Raw genomic sequence first — 22771 nt, forward strand, 5'->3', positions numbered from 1 at the left:
TAAAATGCTACAAATTAAAAACTTACACGCCAAAATAGAAGACGGCGCAGAAATTCTGAAAGGAATTAATCTCGAAATTAAACCTGGTGAAGTTCACGCCATAATGGGACCAAACGGTGCAGGAAAATCTACACTTTCATCCGTAATTTCAGGAAAAGATGAATACGAAGTAACCGAAGGCGAAATCATTTTTGAAGGTGAAAATATCAACGAAGACAAACCAGAAGACCGCGCTCATAAAGGCATTTTTATGTCCTTTCAATACCCTGTAGAAATCCCAGGTGTAACGGTAACTAATTTTATAAAAGCCGCGCTCAACGAAACCCGAAAAGCAAACGGTTTAGAAGATATGCCGGCAAAAGAAATGCTCGCTTTGGTGCGCGAAAACTCGGCGAAATTAGATATTAAAAAAGATTTTTTGGCGCGCTCTCTTAATGAAGGTTTTTCTGGCGGTGAGAAAAAGCGAAACGAAATTTTCCAAATGCTGATGCTCAATCCAAAACTCGCCATTTTAGATGAAACCGATTCTGGTTTGGACATTGATGCACTCAGAATTGTTGCAGATGGCGTAAATTCTTTTAGAAATGAAGGAAACGCCGTGCTTTTGATCACGCACTACCAAAGACTTTTAGATTATATTAAGCCAGATTTCGTACACGTTTTAGCAGATGGAAAAATCATCAAAACGGGCGATGCATCTTTGGCTTTGGAACTAGAAGAAAAAGGCTACGACTGGCTTTTAAAATAACTTTTTCCCAAAAAAGCCAAGAGTTTCGGTTTTGTCCCCCAAAAGATAACCCCCAAAACTTTATCATTAAAAAAAACATTCAAGAAAAATCCCATAAAATGGCATTATTTCAGCAAATAGAAGCACAAAAAGAACTTCTTTCCGGTGAAAAACTACAAAATCTAAATCATTTTTTACAGCAAGGTTTTCCTACTAAAAAAGATGAAGAATTCAAATATACCAATCTACGCGAAATTATAGAAAAAGACTACAGATTTTCGCCAGATTTAGACTATAATATCACTGATAATCAATTGAGTGAACTTCATCTTGGCGAAGCAGATTTTGATTTTATTATTTTCATTAATGGAAAACTTCGCCCAGAATTATCTAAAATCTCTTGGGAAAAACCAGATTTTTTTAGTTTAAAAAACGCTACGAGCGACGCATCACAAAAGGATGTTTTAAGCCATTATTTTAATTCTATCGCTTCAGAAAAGAACGAGTTTGTAAATTTGAATTCTGCCTTTCAAACCGAAGGATTTTATTTAAAAGTAAGTAAAAACACCGTTGTAGAAAAGCCAATTCACGTTTTTTATATTTCGCAAAATCAGAAAGAAAACACCTTTTATAACGTTAGAAATTTACTAATCGCGGAAGAAGGTGCACAAATAGAAATTATAGAAAGTCATCATAATTTTGATGAATTTTACACATTTACTAATGCCGTAACCGAAATTTTTGCAGATAGAAATTCCAAAGCAGATTGGCACAAATTGCAGAATGATAGCAGGTTTTCTTACCTTATTGATAGCACTTTCGTGAAACAAGAAAGAGACAGTTTAGCCACCGTAAATACCTTTTCTTTTGGCGGAAAATTAACGAGGAATAATCTAGATTTTATCCACAATGGCGAGAATATCCATTCATTTATGAACGGAATCACCATCATTGGGCAAGACCAATTGGTAGATCACCACACCGCAGTTCACCACAAAACACCAAATTGTGAAAGTTATCAAAATTATAAGGGAATTTTTAAGAATAATGCAAAAGGCGTTTTTAACGGGAAAGTTTTTGTGGAACAAGCCGCGCAGAAAACCAACGCATATCAGCAAAACAACAATATTTTACTAGACGAAGGCGCCACAATCGACACCAAACCACAACTCGAAATTTTCGCGGATGACGTGAAATGTTCCCACGGTTGCACGGTCGGTCAACTCAATGAAGAAGCCCTTTTTTACCTTCGCGCGCGCGGTATCGGCTTAGAAAAAGCAAAGGCTTTGCTCCTTTTCGCATTTGCAAATGATGCGATGGAAAATGTGGATATCGAGCCTCTGAAATTAAAAATTTCACAACTTTTAGCCAAAAAATTAGAAGTGGACATTCAGTTTTAAAAATATTTTTTGGGCGGACATTTCCCGCTCTACACTACAATCTTTTTTTACTCCGCTCCGCTCCGAAAAAAAAGGATTTCCGTTGCGATCGGGGCCGCAATTGGTTCATAAAAAGACTATAATTTTTGAAAATGAAATTAAACCAAATACAATTACACTTAAACGCTTACAAAGAAAACGATCAAATTCTTGATGCAGCCAACTACATCGTAGAAAGTTTTGGTTTAGAAAGTGAAAATTTTGCAGGTTTTGATTTTCGCCACGAGCTAGAAGCAAAATCCGTATTATTAACAACAGAAGGCGCACTCGGCGAAATGCAAACCGTAAAAATCCCGAGAAATTTATTTGATTTTGATTTGCCTTTGGTTCTAAATTTATTGGCGCACGAAATGCTCCACGTTCGCCAAAAAGAAGTAGGAAAAATTGTAGAAGATAAAAATGAACGAGAATTTCAGGCCTATTATGAAATGCTTTTTCATAGACATTTTCCTCAAATTCCAAATGCATCACCGTTTTTTCAGAAACAATTTTCAGAAAAAGCCTTTGAATATTACCGCAGAATGGGCGAAAACTCTCAATTGCAAGCAAAATACAAAGCGCAAAAGGAAGAAATAGAGAAATTAATTGAAAGTCTTTAAAACTACGGATAAACCTTGTCAAGGTTCAAAACCTTGACAAGGTTTAAAAAACTTTTTGTTAAATAATTGATCTTATTTTTAGTAACATTTCCTTAATTAAGCAGGACTTTCTTTAAAAAAAAATTTCGTGCATTCGTAGCATTATTATTTAAAATTCTTAAATTTACCTAAACACAAACTCAATGATAAAAAACATTCCCATAGAAAAAATATTATTCCTTGATATTGAGACAGTTCCGAACCATCCAACTTGGGAAACGGTTTCAGAAAGCGAGCAAAAATTATGGGATAAAAAAACAAAACATCAACGGAAAGAAGATTTCACAGCAAGTGAATATTATGTAGAACGCGGTGGAATAATGGCGGAATTTGGCAGAATAATTTGCATCAGCGTCGGAATGGTGGAGAAAAATGAAACTTTAAAAATTAAAAGTTTTTCTGGCGATGACGAACTAAAATTATTGCAAGAATTTGGTGAAATTTTCAACAGCCCGAAATTGCGCGATGTGATTCTCTGTGCGCACAACGGTAAAGAATTTGATTTCCCTTGGATTGCGCGCCGATTTTTAATTAATGGCATGCAGCCGCCACTTCCGTTTCAGATGTTTGGCAAAAAACCTTGGGAAATTCCGCATTTAGATACGATGGAATTGTGGAAATTTGGCGATTATAAAAGTTTTGTGTCGCTAGAACTTTTGGCGCATTTATTTGGCGTTCCCACTCCAAAAGACGACATAGACGGCTCTATGGTAGCATCTATTTATCATATAGAAAAAGACTTGCCGCGGATTGTGAACTATTGCGAGAAAGATGTTTTAACTTTGGCCAATGTTTTCCGTAAAATGCGTCAGGAAGATATTTTAAAACGATTTGAATAAAATTAAATTTGCAAAATAGAACAAAGTGGGGACATCAATCGCATTTGCCCAAAACCTATAAATAGACGAAGTCAATAATTTATTACGTCTCCAAATAAATTAAAAGTGATTTGGATTAATTAACAAAAAAGTGTAAAAACCCAGTAAATGATACTAAATAATTATTTTAATGAAAAACAAATATCAGAATTATGAGATTATTTAAAAATCTATTAGTTCTTTTCAGTGTCGTGTTTTTTTCAACTTTTGCCTTTGCGCAAAAGCCAGAGCGGGGTTTTACCGAAATACTACAAACCTATTATCTGCATCAGGATAAAGAGGTTGTGCAGAAAACAATTGATTTTGTAAATAAACCTACATCAGAATACAAAAGACTTGAACCAATAATGGTAGGTTTTTTTGGAGCGCTTTTTTCTAAAGATGCAACTATTAAAAATGAATTTGTTAAGAATATTGATAAAATTTCAAATGTAGATTTCAAAAAATTATTTGTGTTTTTAAGCGAGACAGATATTAACTCTATTTATGCTAAAGCGCCGCTTTCACCAGCGTTTAATGATATGAATTGGTCCTCATATTTCGCCACTGGAAATGTAAAATATTTGGACAAAATAATTTTAAATATTCCTCTTGCTGCAAATACAAATGATTTGACTTTATTTTTAACAGGATCAACCGCAAAATGGTCTTTATGTTCAAACGCAAAGCAAGATCAAAAGGTTAAAGAGTATCTTACAAGTGAGGAAAGCAGTAATCCAAGTTTAAAGGAAATATTAGAAAAAAATCCGGATGAATTCCAAAAAGAATTGATGGATGGTATTATGCGATTCAAGAACAAAGAGCTAAAAAATTAAGTATAACAAAAAATGAACTACACAGAAGACCAAATTGCTAAAATAGGCGATAATATAATTTTAGCCCTTAAAACGGTTTACGACCCAGAAATCCCAGTCGATATTTATGAATTGGGCTTAATTTATGACGTACAAATCTCGGAAATTGGTGAGGTGAAAGTAATTATGACTTTAACGACGCCTAATTGTCCTGTTGCAGAATCTCTTCCGCAAGAAGTAAAAGAAAAAGTAGCTGCCGTAGAAATGGTAAAAGAGGTAGATTTAGAACTTACATTTGAACCGGCTTGGAATAAAGAAATGATGAGCGAGGAGGCGAAATTTGAACTTGGAATTTTGTTTTAAGTCTCGCGCAGTTGACGTAGATTTTTTTATGCAAAAATTACTTTTAATATAATTTTGTCATTAAAATTACTTTAAAAGATTGAACTCCTTCGGAGTTCTTTTTCAATATTATTCATTTTTTCTACAAAGATATTGCTCCTACGGAGCATTTTTATTTTTCGGAAAATTCAAAGATAAAATGGTGTAATTTAAAATTTAATTTTACAAATCTTTGAAAGGATAAAAATGCAATTATAATTCGTGGGTTCGTGGCATAAAAAAAGAAATCCGTTTACATTTTTGTATCTGCTAAATCTGCGAAAGTTAAAACGCAGCGATTAAAAATGAAATATTTTTTTCGCCAAATTAAAAGCACTTTCAAAATGCAATAAATTTTGCGGAATTTCAATTTTTTCTGTCGCCATAAAATTAAAAACCTGCTCTGTCGGCATATTTCCGACCAAATCATCTTTTGCAAAAGGGCAGCCGCCAATTCCTCTTATAGCAGAATCAAACCTACGGCAACCCTCGTCATAAGCGGCTTTTAATTTAATATAAGCATCTTCGTAACGGTTATGAAAATGGGCGCCAAAATTAATTTCAGGATATTTTTTCGGGATTTTATTAAATAAAAGTGAGATGCTTTCTGGCGTCGCAACACCCGTTGTGTCGGAAAGCAAAATGTTTTTTATACCAATTTCTGAAAACCTTTTTGCCCAAAAATCTACATCTTCCCATTTCCAAAATTCGCCGTAAGGATTTCCAAAAGCCATTGAAAAATAAATATTTAATTCTTTAGACTCGGCCTTTGCAAGGTTTGCTATTTTTAAAATAACATTAAATGCTTCCTCTTGTGATTTGTTGGTATTGCGATGTTGGAAGGTTTCAGAAATAGAAAACGGAAATCCCAGAATATCGATATTTGAATGTTTTAATGCTTTTTCTGCGCCCCGAAAATTGGCTACAATTACCGAAAGTTTGGTGTTAGAAAGAGATTTATCAATTTCATCTAGCACAATCCCCGAATCTCTCATTTGCGGAATGGCTTTTGGCGAAACGAAACTACCGCAATCTAATACATCAAATTTTACCGCCATTAGTGCATTAATGTAGTCTATTTTTTGCTGAGTTGGTATAAAACTTCCCCAACCTTGCATGGCATCTCGTGGGCATTCGGTCAAAAACATGTATTAAAATCTTTGATTTCAAATATAAGATTTTAAAACCTAACACAATATTTCATTAGAATATTAATTAAAAAATAATCGTTATTTTTGCTCACTTAAACACAAACACACTTTTGAAAACTTCTGTCTATTCTTCAGATAAGCAAACCCATTTCTTTCAGGAGTTGAAGGATATGTTTACCGATATTAAATCCTCTAATTTTTTAGCATTTCAATTAGCAAAAAGAGATTTACAGTCACAATACAGACAATCTTTTCTCGGTTTTTTCTGGGCATTTGCTCCCATTATTACCAACTCTTTAGTTTGGATTTTTTTAAATAATTCTGGCACAGTCAATGTAAATTCAGATCAGAAGATTCCTTATGTTTTATTTGTAGTTATAGGGACAACAGTTTGGAGTATTTTTACGGAAAGTATGATGATTCCTCTTACATCAGTAAACAGTGCCCGAAGCATATTATCAAAAATTAATTTTCCGAAAGAGGCACTTTTAATATCGGGAATATACAAACTAGGTTTCAATCTCGGCTTAAAATTATTGATGATTGCTTTATTTTTAGTAATTTATAGTGTGAAACCTGGAATAGAAATTTTGTATTTCCCCTTTATTTTAATTTCTATTATGTGTCTTTCTATGTCTATAGGATTGCTCATTACTCCTTTAGGTTTAATATATACAGATATTGCAAAAGTTATTACTACTGCCATTCCTTTTCTTATGTACTTTACGCCGGTAGTTTATGCAGTTCCTCAACAAGGTTTTTTCAAAAAGTTATTCGAACTCAATCCACTTACGTTTTTATTTAATGATGCTCGAAACGCACTTGTCGGAATTTCTGTTGATAATCTAAACTTCGCATTGATAGTTTTGGTGATTAGTTCTATAATTTTGCTTATTGGCTTGGTGATTTTTAGAAAATCTATGCCAATAATCATTGAAAAAATTGGAGGATAATGGTAGAGAATGAGGTTTTAGTATCAGTAAACAATGTGTCTAAAAAGTTTTCTAAGGATTTGAAATCCTCGTTGAAATACGGAGCATGGGATATTCTGAAAAGTAGTTTTGGCATTCCTATAAAAAAAGATTTGCGGCAAAAAGAATTTTGGGCTGTGAAAGACGTAAGTTTTGAGTTAAAGCGAGGAGAATGCATTGGACTAATCGGGCATAATGGTGCAGGAAAAAGCACACTACTCAAAGTTTTAAATGGTCTTTACAACCCAGACGAAGGAGAAATTGTGATGAAAGGAAAAGTAGGCGCATTGATAGAATTAGGCGCTGGATTTAATCCTATCCTTTCTGGTAGAGAAAACATTTATAATAATGCGTCTATTTTGGGATTTACCAAAAAAGAAGTTGCTGCAAAAATAGACTCTATCATCGCCTTTTCTGAGATAGAAGATTTTATCGATATGCCAGTACAAAATTATTCTTCTGGTATGAAGGTAAGGTTAGGTTTTGCTGTTGCAGCGCATCTGGAACCAGATGTTTTAATCATCGATGAGGTTTTAGCAGTAGGAGATTTGGGATTTGTATTGAAATGTTTCAACAAAATTGATGAATTACTTCCTGAAACAGCCGTTATTTTTGTATCTCACAGTATGCCAATGGTTTCTAGGATTTGTAATCAGATCATTTTGATGGATCATGGTAAAGTTGAATACATTGGAACGGATATAGGAAAAGGAGTGCAGTTTTATTATAACAAATTTTCTAATAATGATCAAAATAAAGTTTTTGATAATGGCACTTTTGAAATGTTTTCTTTGGAAACAAATTTAGTAGAAAATATAGCGCACTACAAAAAAGATTTTACGCTAACTTTTAGGTTTAAAGTTAATAGAAATATAGGCAATTGCCCTGTACTTTACCTAGAATTTAAAGACAAGGAACAAAAACCAATTGCTGGTGTGTTTGTAAAAGACGATATAAATCTGTCTTCAGAAAATTCGATAATTGTGTACCGAACTACCATTAAGAACCCCCTTTTTACTTTAGGTAAATACATTGTTGATGTTGGATTATATGAACAAAATCTAGGTAAACCTTATTTACGAATTAATAATGCACTCGAATTTATTGTGAGTGGTGACAAAGAGCAATGGGTGCCTTTTCAATTAGAGACAGAAAATATTGTTGCAATAGAATCAATTTAATTTATGATACCAGTAACCAAACCTTTCCTCCCACTAAAAGAAGATTATGGGAAATATTTAGACGGCATTTGGACCAGAAACTGGCTCACGAACATGGGGCCATTGGCAAACGATTTGGAACTAAAACTAAAAGAAATTCTAAAAGTAAAGCATCTGCTTTTTGTAACCAATGGAACTGTAGCATTGCAAATGGCTATAAAAGCATTAGAATTAGAAGGCGAAATTATTACCACCCCTTTTTCATTTGTGGCTACAACAAGTACGATAGTTTGGGAAAATTGCAAACCTGTTTTTGTAGATATTGATGAAAATTCTTTAAACATAGATGCCAATAAAATAGAAGCCGCAATTACGGATAAAACTTCTGCAATTTTGGCAACTCACGTTTACGGAAATCCTTGTGATGTAGAAAGAATCGAAAAGATTGCAGAGAAACATAATTTAAAAGTAATATATGATGGAGCACATGCTTTTGGAGTTGAAGTAAATGGAAAATCTATTTTTGAATTTGGTGATATTTCTACATGCTCTTTGCACGCAACTAAACTATATCATTCTATAGAAGGCGGATTGGTGATTACAAAAGACCCACATTTATTGAAAAAATTAGCGTACATGCGAAATTTCGGATTTGATGGGCCGGAGAAATTTGCTGAATTGGGTTTGAATGCAAAAAATTCTGAATTTCATGCAGCAATGGGTTTAGCAAATCTTAAATATTTAGAAAAAATTCATCAGAAAAGAAAATTACTTTCGCACAGATATGATGAAAAACTAAGAACATTCAAGGCGCGAAGACCGATTTGGCATTCCGAATCTGAAAATAATTTTTCCTATTATCCTATAATTTTCGAAAACGAGGAACTAATGCTTAAATGCATAGAAAATTTGAAATCTTATGAAATTTTCACGCGAAGATATTTTTATCCCTCATTGGCAGACTCGCTTCCATACGTAGAAAGAAAACAACTTTCGGTAACCGATCAGACCTCCAAAAGAGTCTTATGCCTTCCTTTATACCATGATTTAACTATAGAGGAAGTAGATATGATTTGTAGGTTATTATTGAGAATTCAAAATAATTAAAAAGTAGAATCTAGGATAGAATTTGCATTAAATAATCAAAATATATAGAACATATTTACAAAATAATTAGGAGCAATATTATGTACAAAAATATTTTAATTATATCAGATAACCTGCACTTATGTAAAGGGTTTGAAAACATAATATGCGAATTTAATATCCCAAACGTAGAATGGACTTTTTCTATAAGTCCGTTTTCTCAAATTGAAGATTTTAATCTCGAATTACAAAACAATGTTAGTATAACGAATCTAAAAGAAGACAGTGAAATAGAAATGCTTTTAAAAAAGCACGATTTAATTTTTTCAATTCATTGTAAACAAATCTTTCCAGAGAAATTATTAAGTCAGGTGAAATGCATTAACATTCATCCTGGATATAACCCAATAAATAGAGGATGGTATCCACAAGTTTTTGCAATTATCAATGACACACAGATTGGTGCTACTATCCATGAAATTGACGCAAAATTAGATCATGGCCCAATAATAGATCGAGATTTTGTAGAAAAAAATAGTTGGGACACATCTCTTAGTTTGTATGAAAAAGTAATTAAATTGGAGATGAAACTTTTAAGAAAAAATTTAACAAAAATTATTGAAAACTCATATAAAACAATTCAAGCAGAAGGCGAAGGTCATTTATATTTGAAAAAAGATTTTAATAATTTGTGTGAAATAAAATTGGATGAAATGCAAACGGTACAAAAAACAATAGACAAGTTAAGAGCATTAACTCACGGAGAATATAAAAATGCTTACTATATTGATAAAATAAGTGGTAAAAAAATTTTTATAAAAATTCAATTTGAAAAGCAATAATAAATGAAAGTATCTGCGTGTATAATTACTTATAATCAAGAAGAATACATTTCACAATGCTTGGATGGTGTACTTTCTCAAATTGTTGATTTTGATTATGAGATTATTATTGGCGAAGATAAATCTACAGATGGTACTTTGGAAATTTGTAAAAAATACGCGGATAAACATCCTACTAAAATAACGCTTATAGAAAGAAGTGAAAATTTAGGAATGATTGGTAATTGGTTAGAAACCATAATGTCATGCAAAGGAAAATACATCGCGCTCTGCGAAGGAGACGATTATTGGACAGATCCTTTGAAACTTCAAAAACAAGTCGATTTTTTAGAAGCAAATGATGAGTTTGCATTATGCTTCCATCCTGTTAAAATTTTGAAAAAAGATGGAGAAATTGAGGATGACTTTATCACCAAAATACCAGAGAACTTTCAGGAAAGAATGACTTTAGCATCCAATTCCAATTATATTCATACTCCTTCTGTTGTTTTTAGAAATATTGTAGAAAAAGAACTACATACTATGGAATTTAAAAACTCGCCTATTGGTGATTATTTTCTGTACCTGATTATAAGCAAATATGGTAAAATTGGCTATTTGGAAGATAATATGGCGGTTTATAGATTTGGTGTGGGCGTTTTTAGCGCAATTTCCACTGCAAAACAAAGAAGCGCTAATCTTTTGCTTTATATTAATTTATATGCAGTAGAAAAAAATGAAATAATCAAAGAAATTTTCTATAAAAACATTTTGAATTTAGTTCAATTTTCAGAAAATAAGTTAGTAGAGTTAGATTATCGGCAAAAATTATTAAATACCAGAAGACACAGTGCTATTGAGAGACTTTATAGTCTTATGAAAAAAGTATTGCTTTACATCGGCATAGCAAAGTAAAAAACATGAGTTTTACAATCAATCGCAATAATAATTTTGATTTTTTAAGGCTAATTCTGGCTTCAATTGTTATTGTTTCTCATTCTTATCCTCTAACTAAAAATGATGAAATACTTGCGGTTTTAACGAATGGTCAAATAGATTTTGGTAGTTTGGCAGTAAATTGTTTTTTCGTGCTAAGTGGCTATTTTATATTTTTAAGTTTACAAAGGAGCAAAACGGTCACCAATTACATTTGGAAAAGAGTTTTAAGATTATATCCGGCACTTTTAGGTTTAATGGTTTTTACTTTCTTGCTGATACCCATTTTATATGATGGAAATCACCTTACTTCCGCCATCAAAAATTATTGGCATTATGCTATTGGAGGTTTATCGCTCTACAACGTAAAATATTTTATCCCAGGTGTTTTTGAACTCAACCCTTACAAAGGTGCAATAAATGGTAGTTTGTGGACAATTGCTTACGAATTTTCAATTTATATGCTCCTTGTTTTTCTTTATTTTTTTAGAAGCAGAAGAGTATCCATCATCATATTGTCAATTGGATTCTTTCTTTCATATTGGCTTTTTCAAAACGAAAGCACTTTTGCTTACCAAATTTTCTTAAAAATTAATCTTGATGCCGTGCAACTTTATCGCCTTTCAACTTACTTTTTAGCAGGCAGCCTTATTACATTTTTAGATTTTAAAATAATTAATTCCATATATTCAAGATTAGGTTTATTTTTAATCCTCATAGTGTCTTTAGTTTTTAATTTTTATAGAGAAATTGCACCCTTTGCTTTACCACTTTTAATCATTTTATTAGGCATTTTAAACACAAAATATATTAATAGTTTAGGAGCGAAAATTGGCGATATTTCTTACGGCGTGTATGTTTACGGGTTTTTAGTGCAGCAAATTTTTATGAATTATTTTAATCTAAATCCTTTAGAATTGATGTTTTTAAGTTTGATAATTACCTATATTTTGGCTTATTTTTCTTGGCATTTTATCGAAGAAAAAATGATGAAATACAAAAACATAATATGAAAAAATTAGCGATCGTAATCCCTTTTTACAAAATAGATTTCTTTGAAGAAACCTTAAAATCAGTCGCACAGCAAACAAACAAAGATTTTTCGCTTTACATAGGAAATGATGCAAGCAAACACGATCCGCTTCCTATAATCTCAAAATATTTTTCAGAAGAAGACTATCATTATTTTAATTACGAAGACAATCTTGGCGGGAAAAATCTTGCATTGCAATGGGAAAGAATTTTAGAAAATGTAAAAGAAGATTGGTTCCAAATTTTAGGAGATGATGACATGATTTCTGCTAATTTTGTAGAAGAATTTCATAAAAATCTCCCAACCGTAACGGCAAACAATATTACTGCAATTAAATGCTCTCATAATATAATAAATGAACAACAAGAAGTTTTACATGCAATTTCTCACAAAGAAAATTTAATTGCGGCAACGGAGCTTTTCAAGTTAAAATATTATGGATTAATGCCGAGCAGTCTCTCAGAAAATATTTTTCTAAAATCAGCTTACTTAAAATATAAATTTCTAAAAATCCCTTTTGCTTGGGGTGCTGATGATTTTGCAATACTTACTTTTTCAGGCTTAAAAAATGTGTTTTACATATCTTCCGCATTAGTAACAGTAAGGGTTTCTCAATTTAGCATCTCTGGAAATAATTCTAATCAAAACGAAAAAAGATACGGCTACCATTTAATGAGAAAACAGGTTCTTAATAACTTTTCAGGATATTTTGAGAAAAGATTTCTGATAAAAATGCTCAATGATCATTTTGATTATTGCGCAAATAATTTATCCAACCCCAACCTTCATCTCATTAAAATCCTCTTGCTTCGGGGCTATCCAAAAAGGTTTTTCTATATGTTTAAAAGTACACTTAAAATAAAATACAATATTTTAACGCAAAAAAAATGATTACAACACGAAGGCTAAAATTATTTTTAGAATTATTTTACCTCAAAATAAGAATGAAAACTAGTAGCAAGATTCGCCAACAGATTCTTGACAAAAAAAGCATTCCCGTAATCATCATCAACTATAACCAACTTTTTTATCTTCGCCAATTAATCGATTTTTTACGAAAACGAGAGTTCAAAAATATTGTCATTATTGATAACGCATCTTCTTATCAACCGCTTTTAGACTATTACGACGAGATTAAAAACGAAGTTACCGTCGAAAAATTAAAAACAAATTCTGGCCACGAAGTATTTTTTAAAAACAAATCACTCCGAAAAAAATACGGACAAGGTTTTTATTTTCTTACTGATGCCGACATTGTTCCCAATGAAAATTTGCCCCAAAATTTCGAATGCGTTATGCTAGATTATTTATTAAAATATTACAAAAAAGTAAATAAAATAGGCTTTGCAATAGATACCAAAAATATCCCAGATTTTTTCCCCCTAAAAGAAAAAGTGCAAAGTTGGGAAACCCGTTTCTGGAAAAATGAAATTGAAAAAGACGTTTATTTAGCCTATATTGATACCACTTTTGCACTCTATAAACCGAAATATCCCAAATCTATTTTCAATTTAATAAAACCAATGGAAGCCATAAGATTAGGTGGAAATTTCACTTGCAAACACGGCGGTTGGTACACAAACCCGAATGACTTGTCAGATGAAAACTTATTTTACATCAAAACCGCCAACCAATCTGCTTCTTGGAAAGTGGACGAAAAAGGCGCACATTTGTCTTCAGAATATAACCCATTTATCTAAATTTAATGCTTTCCATTATCATTTCATCCTATCAAAAAGACTTCTACGAGAATCTTGTTGAAAATATAAACGAGACAATTGGCGAGGCTTTTTTATATGAAATTTTACCAATTTGGAATCCAAAATTGATGGGAATTTGTGCCGCCTACAATCTTGGAGCAAAAAAATCTAAATTTGAAAATCTCTTATTTTTACACGAAGATTTAATCTTTAAAACCAAAAATTGGGGCGAAAAACTAATTTCACATTTAACCCAAAAAAATACCGGAATTATTGGTGTTGCAGGTTCTTCTTATGTGCCAAAAGCACCTTTTAGTTGGACGGTTGCGGAGAAATATAATGTTGTGAATATTTTACAAGGCAACAAAGAAGACGCAAACTCTATCCTTTTAAACAGCACAAAAAGCAATAGAAATAAAGTTTTCGCTGTAGATGGCGTTTTTCTCGCCGTAAAAAAAGAAGTTTTTAATCAATGTAAATTTGATGAAGATTTGCTTAAAGGTTTTCATGGCTATGATTTGGATTTTAGTTTAAGCGTTGCAAAACAATTTCAAAATTATGTGATAGATGATATTTTAATAGAACATTTTTCTAAAGGAAACCTTGATTGTGAGTGGTTGCAAGCCAACATAAAAGTAAGACAAAAACACAATTTTAAGTTTCAAGAAAGAGCAGATGCCGAAACGGAAAGACAAAATTTTTTAGGATTTTTGTATAAATATTTTGAGTGTAAACCTGTAAATTTTAAAAATCTTATTTTCACGCTTGGTTTTTATCCTTTTTGGAGTTTAAAAATGAAAGACCATTATTTAATTTTAAAAAAATATTTTAATTATTTCAGATACCGTGCAGATATTAATAAAAAACAAATCATTACAAAATTGTTGAAATAATGCCAAAAATATTCGTCATAATCGTTACGTACAACGCCATGAAATGGGCAGAAAAATGCTTTTCTAGTTTAAGAGAATCATCTTTACCAGTGCAAACTATTGTGATTGATAATGGCTCAAAAGATGGAACTCAGGATTATATTAAAAATAATTTCCCAGAAGTAGATTTAATTTTATCCAAAGAAAATTTGGGCTTCGGGAAAGCCAATAATCTGGGCATAGAAAAAGCCTACAAACAAGGCGCAGATTTTTTTTATTTAATGAATCAAGATGCTTGGGTTTTTGAAAATTCTTTTCAAGATTTGCTAGAAGTTTATGAAAATCATCCAAATAAAGAAGAAATTGGCATTTTAAGTCCGATGCATTTAGACGGAAGCGAAAAGAAATTGGATGTTTTTTTAGATAAATACATCGCCCAAAATTTTGAAAGTAGAATGATTTCAGATTTTTATTTGAATGATACAAAGTCGTTTTATGAAATAAAATTTGTGAACGCTGCGCATTGGTTTTTACCTAAAGATACTATAGAAAAAGTGGGTGGTTTTAATCCTTACTTTTTTCATTACGGTGAAGATAATGAATATGTAAACCGGCTGCATTTTTACAAAAAGAAAATATTTCTTTGCCCAAAAAGCAAAGTGGTGCACGATGGAAAACAAGATTTAGCAAAAGTAAATTATGAAAAATATGCAAATTTGGGAATTGAAACAAAAATATTAAATCCAAATGTGCCAAATGCTTTGAAGCAAGAGAAAAAGGCTTTGAGGCAAAGTATGCTGAAGAATTTGCTTTTCGGGAATTTCAAAAATTCAAAAAAATTATACAATCGGTATAAAAAAATTATGGCAGAAAGTTCTATTTTAGAGGATTTGAAAGCCAAAGTGAGCAAAGAAGCAGCACCATTTCTAAATTTATAAATGGGCTTCAACTTATTTTTAAGAATAATTAAACAGCTATGAAATTGCCAAGAACAAGTTTGCTAGCAAACATTCATCAAGAAAGGCGATTGCAGGTCACTGTTTAAAATAAATAACTACTTATGAAATCGCCATTAGCAAATTTGCAAACCAACACCGATGAAGATTAAGGCGATAACATATGACCTTTAAAAAAAATAGAAATCTACATATGAATCAAAAAATTACAATAGTAATTCCTGTTTATAATTCAGCGAAATTTTTGCATAAAACGTTAAAAGCAGTTGATGACCAAAGAAAAGCGTCTAACTGGGATTTAGAACTTGTTTTGGTAGAAGACGGTAGCCCAGACAATAGTTTTGAAGTAATCGAAAAATTAGCGCAGCAATATTCTTATATAAAAGCGGTAAAACTCTCTAGAAATTTTGGGCATCAAATCGCTGTGAAAACGGGTTTGTCTTATGCAACTGGAGATTATATTGCCATAATTGATGATGATTTGCAGGATCCGCCGTCTTTATTGCCGCGTTTTTTTGCGGAATTAGAAAAAGGTTTTGAAGTGGCGTATGGCATTAGAAAAAATAGAAAAGAAGGCGAAGTAAAGAAAACGGCTTACAAAGTTTTTTATCGCATTTTAAATTCTATTAGCGATACAAAAATACCAATAGACTCTGGTGATTTTTGTGTGATGACGAAAAATGTAAAAGAAAAAATGCTCACTTTAAATGAGCAAAACCCCTATTTGAGAGGTATTAGAGCATGGGTTGGTTTTAAACAAATTGGGTTAGAGTACGAAAGAAGTGGCAGAATTGAAGGCGAATCTGGTTACTCGCTGAAAAAATTAATCAAAATTGCAAAAGATGGTATTTTTTCTTTTTCTTCTATACCACTTCAGATCATCACTTTGCTAGGAAATTTGGGTTTAGTAATATCTATTTTATTTTCCGTTTTTACAATCTTTAGGTATTTTAATAATGAGATAGAAGTGGCAGGCTATACCACAATGATTATTTTGCTTTTATTTTTTAGTTCCCTCATACTGGTGAGTTTAGGTATCATCGGAGAATATATTTATAGAATATATAACGAGGTGCGCAACAGGCCTTATACAATTATCGAAAAAACCGTGAATATATGATTATTGGAAATGGTGTTTTGGCGAATTCTTTAAGGAAAATAGATGCAGATGATGTTGTTTTTTTTGCATCAGGAGTTTCAAATTCATTGGAAATTAGAAGCAGCGAGTTTGATAGAGAAACGAATTTGCTAGAAGAAATAATTGCAAAATATCCCGATAAAAAATTGGTGTATTTTTCCACTTGCAGTATCTATGATTTATCTAAAAAACAGAGCAAATATGTGCTTCACAAATTGAATGTAGAACATATTATAGCAAGAAAATGCAAAAAATATGTGATTTTCAGAATTGGAAACGCTGTTGGCAAAGGTGGAAACAAAAACACACTTATCAATTTTTTATCGTATTCTTTAGAAAATTCTAAAATTATTCAACTTCATAGTAAAGCGAAAAGAGTTTTTATTGGCGTAGAAGATATTGCGCTTTTCATTAAGCAAAATTTAGAAAATATTAATAATGAAATTTTTAATCTCGTTTACCCACATCAATTCGCTTTAAACCAAGTAGTTGAAGCATTAGAAAGTCATCTAAACAAAAAGGCAAATTGTGAGATTATTAATGAAGGTTCTTTTTATGAAATTACATTTGAGGAAAGCACCAAAACTTTCTTCGCAGAAACCAACCCAGAAGAATATTTAAAAAAATTATTTACGACTTATTTGTAAATTTGACGTTCTAACAACTCATACGATATTAGAAAAAATCTAAAAAGCCATAAAAACGCAATTAAAATAAAATGAAAGAAAAAATACAATCGATTTTAGATCCAAAATTCAGTTACGAGTACAAAGACGGGAAATTTGTTTTTTTAGAATTTAAAGAAGAAATCGTTTCTGATTCTTTAGATAAAATAAAGACTTTTTTTAAAAAATTTATTTGGTTGTATGAGTTGCTTATTTATGTAATCGCGCCACTTTATCCTTCTAGATATTATTATCTAAAACGGGTTTTGAAGCGCACCAAAGACAAAGATTTAGTTATCATCAATCTTGGCAGCGGCTACACAGATTTGCGAGATGATATGATCAATGTAGATCTTATTCCGTATGCGCCAGTGAACGTGGTTTGTGATATTACAAAACTTCCTTTTAAAGATAATTCTGTCGATCAAATTATCAATATCGCGGTTTTAGAACACGTCCCGAATCCGAGAGAAGTCATTGCAGAAATTCATCGTGTGCTGAAACCCGGCGGCAAATTATTATGCGAAATCCCTTTTATGCAAGCCTTTCACGCGTCGCCGTATGATTTCCAAAGATATACTTATGAAGGGATAAAAGTGCAGTTTCAAAATTTCAAAAATTTAAAAATACATTCTATAAGTCCCACTGGCGGAATGCTTTGGCCTTTGCAAGAATGGATCGTGATGTTGTTTTCTTTTGGGATAAAAACCTTGCATAACATACTGCTAATCATTGTGATGTGTCTTACTTTTCCTATTAAATTTTTAGATGTGATTTTGCAATACCATCCTTTAAGCAAAAACATTGCATCTTGTTTTATTTTTGAATGCGAAAAATAGCGTAATAATGAAAAAACTACTTCAAAACCCAATTTATCTTTTATCTAGTTTAGTATTTTTAATTGGCGCCGTTGTTTTAGCGTATCTCACCTATTCTAATTTAGACAAAGGTTTTATTTTTAATGATGAAGCCTATTATTTATCTTATTATAGAAATACAGGCGAAAGTTTGAGTTTTGATCGAAGTAATTTCTTTAGGATTTTTAAATTTCTCTATACGCCAAATATCTATCATTTCAGAATTATTTCCATCACGACTTTGGTTTTGAGTAATTTTTTGCTCTGCTTTTCTGTTTTTAAATTTCTAAATTTCAAAAAATATATTTTTTTCTTGAGTTTTTTAGGGATTTTTATTGGCTTTCAAAGTTGGGAAATAAACAATCTTGTTTTGCACCAGTATATTGGGAATACCATTTTGGTAAATGTGGGCGTTTCTTTGATTTTATTTTCATTAATAACCGAAAAAAAAATTATTTTAATTTTAGCAGGCTTCGTCATTTCATTCACTTTATTTGATGGAAATACGCATGCAGTGGTGAATGCGCCACTATTTGCTTTTTTAATTTTTATGACTCCGAAAGAATGGAGGATAAAGCTAATTTATTTTTTACTTGGCTATATTGTGGGCATTATTATCTATTTTACTTTTCTAGATACTTTAGCACATTTTTTTCACCAATTCAAATTTTTAGAAGAATACCTGCATTATAACAGGAAACAACACTCCAAAACCTTTATGGTTCTTTGGGCGCTTTATCTCTTTTTAAATGCAATTTTACCCTCAATAATTGTGGTTTTCTTGCTTTGGAAAGCGAAATTTTCCGAAAAATCTCTTAAAATATTCGATAAAGTAATCCTCTTTGTCGCATTGGCAACTTTTGGCTTATTCTTTTTCTTTCAAGAGTATTTTGTTTTTTCGTTTATCGTTCTCACCCATTTTCTTGCCATAAAATTTTGTTTAAGCAAAACAGAATCTAAACAAAATAAATATCTCATTATTCTCCTGCTCGTGATACCTTATTGTTTAACTTTCGGCTCGCAGACTTGGTTTCATTTGCGTTTAAATGCATATAAATTTTATTATTTTCTACTTATTTTCATTGTGCTTTTTAGATCTTACAAAAGTATATTTTGGGTAATCGGCTATCTTATTCCTGTTTCTTTTATGATTTCGTCGTTTCACAATATTCTTCATGTAAAAGGCTGGAAAGACTTCGTTTTCACGGAGCAAACAGAAAAAGTAAAAGTAAACGGATACGATTTGTATTTAGATAAAGGACGAAAAAAAGACCTCGATGATCTTCGGCCTTATTTACACAACCAAAAAAATGTAATATATTCTAGCAATCATCTCATGGGCTATTTGTATATTTTAGATGCTGCGCCGCCTATTTATTATTATTTTACGCTAAAAGATTACATTGCATTTATCATTAAAAAAGTAGGCAAAACACCCGATGATTACATTTATATAGAAAGCAATGATTATCCTTTCTATCCAAAAGAAATCGTGCCTTTAAAATTTGTAAGCCATCCAGAAAAGTATAAAGTGGTGAAGGCGGGGAGATTTACATTATACCTTCCAGGAAATTTTCAAAAAAAATAAAAATGTGCGGAATAGCAGGAATAATAACTCCAAACGCCAAAAATTATTCTGAAAAAATTCAGAAAATGACCGACGCAATTGCGTATCGCGGGCCAGATTCTGCGCATCAGGAATTTTATGAAAACGCCGCTTTAGGGCATAGAAGACTTTCCATAATAGACTTGTCAGAAAATGGAAACCAACCCATGTTTTCTGATACAAAAAACGAATGCATAGTTTTAAACGGTGAAATTTATGGATTTCTTGATATTAAAAAAAATTATTCAACTTATCCTTTCCGCGGCACTACCGATACAGAAGTAGTTTTGGCGATGTATCAAAAAAGCGGTGCAAATTTATTGCAAGAACTTCCAGGTATGTTTGCTTTTGCAATTTGGGACGACAAAAAACAAGAACTATTTTGCGCGAGAGATCGTTTCGGTGAAAAACCTTTTTATTACGCATTCGGAAAAAATAATGAATTTATTTTCGCCTCAGAAATCAAAGCCATTTTGGCGTCCGGTTTAGTAAAGCCCGAAATAGACAAATCGCAAATCGCCTATTACCTAAAAAACGGCTACATTCATCCACATAAAAGTATTTATAAAAATATTTTTAACTTAAAACCAGCGCATCAATTAATATTAAAGGAAGGCAAAGTTGAAACAAAACCTTATTGGAAAATCCCTACAGAAACCTCCAATTTAAGCCTGAACGATAGTGTTGAAAAGTTCCAATTTCTGCTAGATGATGCTGTGAAAAAACAAATGGTAGCAGACGTTCCAGTCGGTTCTTTTCTTTCGGGCGGTTTAGATTCTAGCACCATTGTGGCGATTGCTTCTAAATACAAAAAGAATTTAAAAACCTTGGTTTACGGTTTTGAAACAGGTGATTTAAACGAAATGCCCTACGCAAAAGCGATTGCCGATAAATACGAAACCGATCACCATATTTTGTTAGACAGAAAACAGAAAATTTCTGAAACGTTGCAAGAAATTTACGCTTATATGGATGAACCTTTGATGGATTCTTCACTTTTGCCAACGCATCTTATTTTTAAAGAAGCCTCAAAAAACCTAAAAGTAGTGCTTTCTGGTGATGTCGGCGACGAACTTTTTGGTGGCTACACTTTTTATAAATACAATATTGATCTTTCCCAAAAAGGCTATTATCCGACGATTTTATCTAAAATGTTACTTTTAGGAAACAGATTAAAAAATGTTGGTTCAGAAAGATTGCTGCGTGCGAAATACTCAGATTCTATAGATTTTCATCAAAATAAAGTGCGAAATCATTTCACGCCTTCGGAGATCAAAAAACTCGGAATATCGGATGATATTCCAACCCAAGATTTTAGTTTTAAGCCAAATCCTGAAGATTTTAATGATTTAATGCGCATCGATTTAGAAAAATATGTCCCCGGAAACATGCTGTTGAAAGGTGATAGAACTGCAATGCACAATTCTGTTGAAGCAAGAATTCCTTTTCTAGACAAAGATTTTGCGGAATTTTGCATCCAATTACCATGGCAATTTAAAGTCAATAAATCCGAAGATAAAATTATTTTAAGAAAAGCCTATTCTAAAGCGTGGACCGAAGAAATTGCAAAACGCGGCAAAAATGGTTTCGGAGCGCATGTAAATGAATGGTTTAAAGAGCCAGAACTTCAGGAATTAAGTAGAAATTTACTTGAAAATAAAGAAAGCCCTATTTTCAAATTTTTAAATTTTGAGGAAGTTCAAAAAAAATTAAACCATCAAACTCAACATTGGAGTTTACTTGTTTTGGCACTTTGGTTTCAAAATCATAAAAATATTATCTAATGAAGATCGGCATCACAGATAAATCTTACCCCACAGAGAGGAATATTTTAAATAAAGTTTCTGGCGCAGAATATTTGGTTTTAAGAAAAAATAATAATCTTTTTCATTCGCTTTCAACTTTAAAAAACTTAATTTTTAGAAAAAAAATTGATTTTAAAGGCCAATATTTTTTTTATCAGAAACCTAAAATTGATGTTTTGCATCTTTTTAACGACATTAATTATTCTAGCCAAAAGTGGGTGTCAACCTGCGAAACTTTGGTGCCAAGATTTAATGAAACAAAAGACGACCACCAAAAAGTAGAACCATCACACACAAAAAATAAGAAGACAGAAAAAGCTTTAAAAAAAATTGCAAAAAAAAATTGTTTGGGCATAATTTGCATTTCAGATGCTGGTGCAAACATCCAATTTGAATTGCTCAAAAACTATCCAAAACTTGAAAATACGATTAAAAATAAGATTTTCGTACTTCATCCGCCGCAAAAATTAATTGATAGAAATAGCGAAGAATTTTACAAAAATTTAGAAACCTTTCATTTTATTTTTGTTGGCTCCCAATTTTTCCGCAAAGGCGGCGTAGAAATGATTGAAGTTTTGCAAAAATTAAAGGAAAAATATAAGTTTAAACTTACATTAATTTCGACTTTTGAAACCGACAATTATGTCACAAAAATATCAAAAGAAGAAGCCTCGAAATATGTAGAAACACTCAAAAATGAAACATGGCTAGAAATTTTTGAAAAATTACCAAACGAAAAAGTTTTAGAATTAATTAAAAAATCTCATGTTGGCTTGCTTCCAACATGGTCGGATACTTATGGTTTTTCAGTTTTAGAAATGCAGGCAGCCGGAGTTCCCGTAATATCTACCGATATTCGTGCATTGCCAGAAATAAATAATGAAGATTGTGGTTGGCTGCTTCATCTCCCGCAGAACCGCCTAAAACAAGCGCTTTATTTTACAGAAGAGCAAAAGGAAATTTTAAAAAACACATTAAAGGAACAACTTGAAACCGTACTAATTAATATTTTTGAACATCCAGAACAGTTGATTAGAAAATCTAAAAATTCGGTAAAAAGAATTCAGGAAATGCATGAACCTAAAATTTTTGAAGAGAATTTAAAAGAAATTTATAATAAATCTTAAGACCTAATTAAACCTTCAAGGTTTAAATAA

Annotated in this window: 23 protein-coding genes; 22 read left to right on the forward strand and 1 reads right to left on the reverse strand. The window is 31.8% G+C overall.

Features of this window, described 5'->3' with window-relative positions:
• Positions 1-4: 4 nt before the first annotated feature.
• The 6 genes from sufC to C4S29_RS05240 all read left to right on the forward strand — a co-directional run bounded on the left by sufC (position 5) and on the right by C4S29_RS05240 (position 4839).
• Complete coding sequence (sufC, locus tag C4S29_RS05215; RefSeq protein WP_103913093.1) at positions 5-748, forward strand: Fe-S cluster assembly ATPase SufC; 744 nt, start codon at positions 5-7, stop codon at positions 746-748.
• Between the two features lie 98 nt (positions 749-846).
• Positions 847-2127: a Fe-S cluster assembly protein SufD gene (sufD, locus tag C4S29_RS05220; protein WP_103913094.1), complete on the forward strand. Its 1281-nt coding sequence runs from the start codon at positions 847-849 to the stop codon at positions 2125-2127.
• Positions 2128-2258: 131 nt separating this feature from the next.
• Entirely contained in the window at positions 2259-2765 is a 507-nt protein-coding gene (locus C4S29_RS05225; RefSeq protein WP_103913095.1) for a hypothetical protein, read from the forward strand.
• Between the two features lie 182 nt (positions 2766-2947).
• Entirely contained in the window at positions 2948-3643 is a 696-nt protein-coding gene (locus C4S29_RS05230; protein WP_103913096.1) for a 3'-5' exonuclease, read from the forward strand.
• 191 nt (positions 3644-3834) lie between these two features.
• A complete protein-coding gene (locus C4S29_RS05235) occupies positions 3835-4497 on the forward strand; it encodes a hypothetical protein (RefSeq protein ID WP_103913097.1) in 663 nt (220 codons plus the stop codon).
• A 12-nt stretch (positions 4498-4509) separates the two neighbouring features.
• The gene (locus C4S29_RS05240) at positions 4510-4839 is read left to right on the forward strand and encodes an iron-sulfur cluster assembly protein (protein ID WP_103913098.1); all 330 of its coding nucleotides are present in this window, start codon (positions 4510-4512) and stop codon (positions 4837-4839) included.
• A 317-nt stretch (positions 4840-5156) separates the two neighbouring features.
• Here C4S29_RS05240 and C4S29_RS05245 read toward each other — a convergent pair whose 3' ends face one another.
• A complete protein-coding gene (locus tag C4S29_RS05245) occupies positions 5157-6005 on the reverse strand; it encodes a hydroxymethylglutaryl-CoA lyase (RefSeq protein WP_103913099.1) in 849 nt (282 codons plus the stop codon).
• A gap of 113 nt (positions 6006-6118) precedes the next feature.
• Between C4S29_RS05245 and C4S29_RS05250 the strand changes: the two genes are divergently transcribed.
• From C4S29_RS05250 to C4S29_RS05325, 16 genes are all read left to right on the forward strand, one after another.
• Positions 6119-6961 (forward strand): ABC transporter permease, encoded by an 843-nt coding sequence (locus tag C4S29_RS05250; RefSeq protein ID WP_146063259.1) that lies wholly within the window; start codon positions 6119-6121, stop codon positions 6959-6961.
• On the forward strand, positions 6961-8160 hold the full coding sequence (locus C4S29_RS05255) for an ABC transporter ATP-binding protein (RefSeq protein ID WP_103913101.1): 1200 nt from the start codon (positions 6961-6963) through the stop codon (positions 8158-8160). The genes C4S29_RS05250 and C4S29_RS05255 overlap by 1 nt, the downstream gene beginning before the upstream one ends.
• A gap of 3 nt (positions 8161-8163) precedes the next feature.
• The gene (locus C4S29_RS05260; protein WP_103913102.1) at positions 8164-9246 is read left to right on the forward strand and encodes a DegT/DnrJ/EryC1/StrS family aminotransferase; all 1083 of its coding nucleotides are present in this window, start codon (positions 8164-8166) and stop codon (positions 9244-9246) included.
• 80 nt (positions 9247-9326) lie between these two features.
• On the forward strand, positions 9327-10067 hold the full coding sequence (locus tag C4S29_RS05265; protein WP_103913103.1) for a dTDP-4-amino-4,6-dideoxyglucose formyltransferase: 741 nt from the start codon (positions 9327-9329) through the stop codon (positions 10065-10067).
• A 3-nt stretch (positions 10068-10070) separates the two neighbouring features.
• Positions 10071-10961, forward strand: a complete 891-nt coding sequence (locus C4S29_RS05270; protein ID WP_103913104.1) for a glycosyltransferase family 2 protein — start codon at positions 10071-10073, stop codon at positions 10959-10961.
• A 5-nt stretch (positions 10962-10966) separates the two neighbouring features.
• The gene (locus C4S29_RS05275; protein WP_103913105.1) at positions 10967-11995 is read left to right on the forward strand and encodes an acyltransferase family protein; all 1029 of its coding nucleotides are present in this window, start codon (positions 10967-10969) and stop codon (positions 11993-11995) included.
• Positions 11992-12906, forward strand: coding sequence for a glycosyltransferase family A protein (locus C4S29_RS05280; protein ID WP_146063260.1), 915 nt, complete (start codon positions 11992-11994; stop codon positions 12904-12906). The genes C4S29_RS05275 and C4S29_RS05280 overlap by 4 nt, the downstream gene beginning before the upstream one ends.
• Before the next feature lie 53 nt (positions 12907-12959).
• Positions 12960-13715, forward strand: coding sequence for a glycosyltransferase family 2 protein (locus tag C4S29_RS05285; RefSeq protein WP_146063261.1), 756 nt, complete (start codon positions 12960-12962; stop codon positions 13713-13715).
• A gap of 5 nt (positions 13716-13720) precedes the next feature.
• The gene (locus C4S29_RS05290) at positions 13721-14608 is read left to right on the forward strand and encodes a glycosyltransferase (protein ID WP_103913108.1); all 888 of its coding nucleotides are present in this window, start codon (positions 13721-13723) and stop codon (positions 14606-14608) included.
• Positions 14608-15525 carry a glycosyltransferase family 2 protein gene (locus tag C4S29_RS05295; RefSeq protein ID WP_103913109.1) on the forward strand — a complete coding sequence of 306 codons (918 nt, stop codon included), beginning with the start codon at positions 14608-14610 and terminating at the stop codon, positions 15523-15525. The genes C4S29_RS05290 and C4S29_RS05295 overlap by 1 nt, the downstream gene beginning before the upstream one ends.
• 211 nt (positions 15526-15736) lie before the next feature.
• Positions 15737-16663, forward strand: a complete 927-nt coding sequence (locus C4S29_RS05300) for a glycosyltransferase family 2 protein (protein ID WP_159969828.1) — start codon at positions 15737-15739, stop codon at positions 16661-16663.
• Entirely contained in the window at positions 16660-17328 is a 669-nt protein-coding gene (locus C4S29_RS05305; protein WP_103913111.1) for an NAD-dependent epimerase/dehydratase family protein, read from the forward strand. The genes C4S29_RS05300 and C4S29_RS05305 overlap by 4 nt, the downstream gene beginning before the upstream one ends.
• A gap of 71 nt (positions 17329-17399) precedes the next feature.
• Positions 17400-18185 (forward strand): class I SAM-dependent methyltransferase, encoded by a 786-nt coding sequence (locus C4S29_RS05310; protein WP_103913112.1) that lies wholly within the window; start codon positions 17400-17402, stop codon positions 18183-18185.
• Positions 18186-18192: 7 nt separating this feature from the next.
• Positions 18193-19791 (forward strand): hypothetical protein, encoded by a 1599-nt coding sequence (locus C4S29_RS05315; protein ID WP_146063262.1) that lies wholly within the window; start codon positions 18193-18195, stop codon positions 19789-19791.
• A 2-nt stretch (positions 19792-19793) separates the two neighbouring features.
• Positions 19794-21593, forward strand: coding sequence for an asparagine synthase (glutamine-hydrolyzing) (asnB, locus tag C4S29_RS05320; RefSeq protein ID WP_103913114.1), 1800 nt, complete (start codon positions 19794-19796; stop codon positions 21591-21593).
• Positions 21593-22741 (forward strand): glycosyltransferase family 4 protein, encoded by a 1149-nt coding sequence (locus C4S29_RS05325; RefSeq protein WP_103913115.1) that lies wholly within the window; start codon positions 21593-21595, stop codon positions 22739-22741. The genes asnB and C4S29_RS05325 overlap by 1 nt, the downstream gene beginning before the upstream one ends.
• Positions 22742-22771: the final 30 nt, after the last annotated feature.

This window comes from Halpernia humi, from assembly GCF_900108025.1.
Lineage (GTDB): Bacteria > Bacteroidota > Bacteroidia > Flavobacteriales > Weeksellaceae > Halpernia > Halpernia humi.